Annotated in this window: 3 protein-coding genes; 1 reads left to right on the forward strand and 2 read right to left on the reverse strand. The window is 71.2% G+C overall.

Annotated features, from left to right (window positions below; genetic code table 11):
• Positions 1 to 162: 162 nt before the first annotated feature.
• A complete protein-coding gene (locus VD972_RS32125) occupies positions 163 to 810 on the reverse strand; it encodes a hypothetical protein (RefSeq protein WP_324992606.1) in 648 nt (215 codons plus the stop codon).
• Positions 811 to 852: 42 nt separating this feature from the next.
• Entirely contained in the window at positions 853 to 3,570 is a 2,718-nt protein-coding gene (locus VD972_RS32130) for a CHAT domain-containing protein (protein ID WP_324992607.1), read from the reverse strand.
• A 200-nt stretch (positions 3,571 to 3,770) separates the two neighbouring features.
• Between VD972_RS32130 and VD972_RS32135 the strand changes: the two genes are divergently transcribed.
• The coding region (locus tag VD972_RS32135) for an ABC transporter ATP-binding protein (RefSeq protein ID WP_324992608.1) at positions 3,771 to 4,323 on the forward strand (553 nt) is incomplete at its 3' end.

Raw genomic sequence — 4,323 nt, forward strand, 5'->3', positions numbered from 1 at the left:
CTGCGAGTCAGCTCCAGCTCGAGGCCTTTGACTTTCTGGGACGGCAAGTGACCTCATGACCGGTGCGAGCTGTGGAAGACACCACCGTCACCGTTACCGCCACGGACGCCGCCGGTTGGGAGGCGGCGGGAATCGAACCCGCCGCCTGAGCTCAGACAGGGCCTAGCGCGGCACCGTCCCCGGCGCCGTGGACCGAGGCGCCAGTTCACTCACCGCGGCCAAGGAGTGCGCCGTGTACCAGGATAGCTGCTGGAAGGCTGCGGTCTGGGGCGATGGATCCTCCTGGCTGCCCGTGGGCTTGGGGGTGGGCTCTGGCAGGGGATCCCCAATGTCCGCGCACGGATCATAGGTCGGCTCGTCCGTGGAGCCCGTCTCCTGCCGCGGCACGGCCATCGGCGAAGGAGACGGCGGGGCTGTCGAGGGCTCCACCGAAGGCGCGGGCGGGGTCCCCCGCAGCTTCACGCGCTGGGTGTACACAGTCACCGGAGCCCGGCTGGCGTAGAACTGGGTGAAGGCCTGCTGCTGCGTCGCCCGTCCGCCCTTGAGCTGGAAGGTGAAGCTCCGCGTCTCCGTGTTCACCCCCATGGCGTTGTACGTGCCCGTGGAGGGGCACAGGCCCACGACGATGTGCGTGGAGGGTGGCAGCGCTGGCAGCGTCCCCGTGTCCGGGATGGTCTGCACCGGCGGCGCCGCGGGAGCGGGCCCCCCAGGCGTCGCGCGGTCATCCGCCGGGGTGGGCCTGGGCTCCATCAGCCTGCACCCAGCCGCGAACAGCGCCAGGACCGCGTACAACCACAGCTTGCTCTTCATGATGTCTCTCCTCGGGTGTGAACCTACGGTGATGCGTGTGAATCACTGGAACACGAGCACGGAGCGCACCCAGCTCTCCGGGGCGCTGCGCAACCACTCCTGGCGCACATCCCTCAGCGCGGGCGCGGCGGCCTGCCCAGCACGGATGCGCTCGTGGACGGCGAGGAAGAAGGGCCCAGCCTCCGCATCGGGGATGTCCACCGTCGCCGCGAGCACCGTGCGCGCGCCCGCCTCGATGAAGGCCGCGGGCAGGCTGAACGGCTCGTGGACCTGGAGCCCCGTATACGCCGCCCGGCACGCCGCCAGGGTGACCAGGGGGTAGCCCTCCAGCCGGTGCGCGCGCACCTCTGCCGCAGTGAGCGCGTACCGGCCGCCCGACTCCGGAGAGAGGACGATCAGCGACGCGTCCGAGACCGTCGGGTTGACCAGGCCATGGGCGTGGATCTCGATCTCCGTCGCCCGTGTCATCGCCTCCAGCACGCGGGCCGGAGTCGCGTCCGCCCCCGCGAGGACGTGGATGCCCGCACCCACGGGCTCCCACGCGCCCAGGCGCGGCAGCTCGAGCGCCGGAGGGGGCTCCACATCCTTCACGATCAGCCGCTGGGCAGGCGTGGCCGGTGGCAGGCTCCGCGACACAGGCAGGACCAGGTAGCTCCAGGCGATGTCATCCGGCAGCAGCCCCGAGCGGCCATGGAGCGGAGGCCGGGCCAGCACGCGCACCTGGGTGCAGGCACGCAGCGGCGCCGTGAGGGCCTCGGGGACGACTCCCCGCGCGTCCTCGCCGAGCGGCTGGCGGCGGCTCTCGTCGTAGTGCCCCTGCAGCTGACCGTCAGGGCCCAGGGCGACGACGAGCGTGCGCTCCCGGTCCACGGTGACGGCCAGCAGGCACTGCTTGGGGAGCGTGTCCCCCGCCTCCTCGGAGAAGAGCGCCAGCACCCGGGACCACTCGCCGGCCTTCCCGGCCGCGAGCATCAGCGAGGCGTAGCTGAGCGCCCGAGCCTCGCGTGCCTCGGCGTTCGTCGGGGGCAACGGGTTGGCCTCTTGGATCGAGCGCCGGAGCAGCGCCTCACCCCGGGCCCGGTCCTGCTCGATGAGGAACCGCCCCTCGATGTGCGAGGCCACCGCGAGGCGGCCTGGACTGAGCCTGCCCTCGCGGCGGAGGGTCTCCAGCCCCTCCACCAACCGCTGGTCCTGCTCGGGCTCCGGGCTCAGGCGAGAGAGCTCCGCCAGCGTCATCGCCCCCGAGAGCAGCTGAACGCCTCCACACTCCAGCGCCTCCCGCATGGCGGCGCGGGCCTCCGCGACCCGCATCTCCTCGAGCAGCGCCAGGGCGTCGTTGGCGCGCACGGTGTGACGGACCTCACAGTTTCCTGGCAGCCGCGCGAGGGACTCATCGAGCAGCGCCCGCGCCAGTCCCCCCTGTCCCTGGAGGCGCGCGATCTGCCCCATGAGCATCAGGCGGTCGATGTCCGTCCACCAGAAGCCCGCGCGGCGCATGAGGGGGAGGGCCTCTCTTACACTGCGCATGGCCTCAGGCAGGAGCCAGAGCTGGCGGTAGACCTCGTGCAGCCTCACCAAGAGGGTGCCGCAGCGGTAGGCGAGCGTCCCCCCCCGGCACTGCCTCGTCGCCGCGAGCAGGATCTGCTCGGCCTGGAGCAGCTCTCCGTTCGCCAGGGCCACCTTGGCGCGCTCGTGCTCGGCCAGCAGCATGAACCAGGGATCCCGGCTCTGCTGAGCCAGGCGTGCGTAGCCCTCCACGTCCTTGCTCACCTCCTGGGCGAACACCAGCGTCCCCAGGAGGATGTCCAGCTCTCCCGAGGCCCGTACCTTCTCGAGGTACGCAGGCATGCCTCCGGGCACGGACTGGTCCTGGAAGACGGAGGCGTAGAGCGCGGCCAGGGGAGCGCGGCGCTGGAAGTCCCGGGCCTCCGCCCAGCGGATGGCGTCGCGCAGCACGCTCCCGCCAAAGTGCGCATCCAGCGTCTCGGCCACGGGCCACAGCTCCTGAAGCCGCTGCCTGTCTGGCGCGGCGCGAATGGCGTCGTACAGATAGAGGCGGTAGAGATCAGGCTTCGCCCGGAGCTCCTCGGCGGAGACGGTGCCCCTCTTCAGGACGAGCGCGGCCCCGGCCCGATTCGCCTCCTCCCAGCCCTGCTGCTCGGCGCGAACCCGCTCCCGCATGCCCCCGGCGCGGGTGCGCGCCTCGTCCGCCCAGCCGGGCTCTCCCAGCACCGCCACGGCATCGAACGCCTCGGCGGACAGGCTCCACAGCTCCAGATCCCTCAGCGCCAGTCCACGGTTCCACAGTGCCTGCGCCGATCGCGGCTGCTGCAGGAGCACCTTCTCCAGCAGCGCGATCGCGTCCGCGGCATCCCCCTCTGACAGCGCGATCACGGCCCGGTCATTGAGCACCTCGGGCGAGTCCACTGCCCGCTCCAGGTAGGAGGCCGCGAGCTCCGGTGCACCTTGCGTCAGGTATGCGGCGGCCAGCCCGCGCAGATCTCCCTTTGCCTCCAGCCGCGCCAGTACCTCCAACGGCGCACCCGAGGCCCCTCCCCCACTCCCCCTCACCGTGGCGTGATAGGGGCGATGACGGTCCGCCGCCGGGTGACTCAGCCGGGCCTCGATGGAGCGGGCTTGCCCTGACGAGAGCCACGAGGCCTCCTCCTCACTGGAGCTTGCCCGCACGCTCAGGAGCCCCAGGATGGCCACCACGACTGCCAGTCCTGCCACCGGCAGTCCCACGGCCAGAAGCCGCACGCTTCCCCCTGTCCTCTTCCCCTTCAAGCCAGGCTCCCCTAGCGCTGAGTTGCCCCCATGCATGCCCCCCCAACGGAGGCACCCGCGGATCTTCCCGGAGCACACGCTACAACTCCCGGTGCGGGCGTCCAGGCAACCGAGCCCCCCGCAGCGAGCAGCCCGTCGAGCAGTGCGTGGGGAGACTGCCTACCTTTGCGCCAATGCTTCGAGCCTTGCTGGCACGATGGAAGAGTTCGCTGCGCCTGTTCCGGCCGGCCCAGGTGAACGCTCAGCGCGCGAAGATCTCCGTGGCGGAGCTGGGCCACCGCTATGCGAACAAGGTGGTGGCCCTCAAGAACGTGAACCTCAACATCCGCTCGGGCGAGTTCGTCTGCCTGCTCGGGCCCTCGGGCTGCGGCAAGTCCACCCTGCTCTATGCCCTGGCCGGCCATGTGAAGCCCACCGGCGGCAGCGTCGCCATCGACGGGAAGTCCATCTCCGGCCCGGGGCCCAATCGCCTCCTCATGTTCCAGGAGGCCGCGCTCTTCCCGTGGATGACGGTGCTGGGCAACCTGAAGTTCGCCCTGGCCGCTCGCGGTGTGCCCCGCGCAGAGCGCGAGCCACGCGCCCGTGAGTTCATCCGCCTCGTGCAGCTCTCCGGCTTCGAGAACACGCTGCCCCACCAGCTCTCCGGCGGCATGAAGATGCGCGCCAGCCTGGCCCGCGCGCTCGCGGTGGACTCATCGGTGCTCCTCATGGACGAGCCCTTCGGCT

The sequence above is a fragment of the Hyalangium sp. genome (assembly GCF_035629615.1).
GTDB lineage: Bacteria > Myxococcota > Myxococcia > Myxococcales > Myxococcaceae > Hyalangium.